This is a genomic window from Flavobacterium aureirubrum (genome assembly GCF_038739835.1).
Taxonomy (GTDB): domain Bacteria; phylum Bacteroidota; class Bacteroidia; order Flavobacteriales; family Flavobacteriaceae; genus Flavobacterium; species Flavobacterium aureirubrum.
In genome coordinates this window covers 1-306 of record NZ_JBCGDO010000116.1, presented here as the reverse complement: position 1 = coordinate 306, position 306 = coordinate 1, and the positions used below count along the sequence as shown (strand labels likewise).

Genomic DNA, 306 nt, shown 5'->3' with positions numbered 1-306 from the left:
TCTTTACTCTTTTTTCTATTTTTACAATCCAAACAAAACAAAATGACATATAAAAATACCCGCGAATTCGCTCAACAACTTGATCAACAAGACGAATTAAAACACTACCGAGACGAATTTATTTTTCCGCAACATAAAGAAAAAAATGTGATTTATTTCACAGGAAATTCATTAGGCTTGCAACCAAAAATAGCAAAAACCTATGTGGTTGAAGTAATGAATGATTGGGCAAACCTTGCAGTAGAAGGACATTTTTATGCAGAAAAACCTTGGTGGGTTTATCACGAACGTTTTGCCGAACCGCTA

General features: G+C 34.0%; 1 pseudogene. It reads left to right on the top strand.

The annotated features are described in order from the left end of the window. Positions 1–42: 42 nt before the first annotated feature. Positions 43–306, top strand: a pseudogene (locus tag WFZ85_RS16170) (kynureninase); the annotation flags it as partial.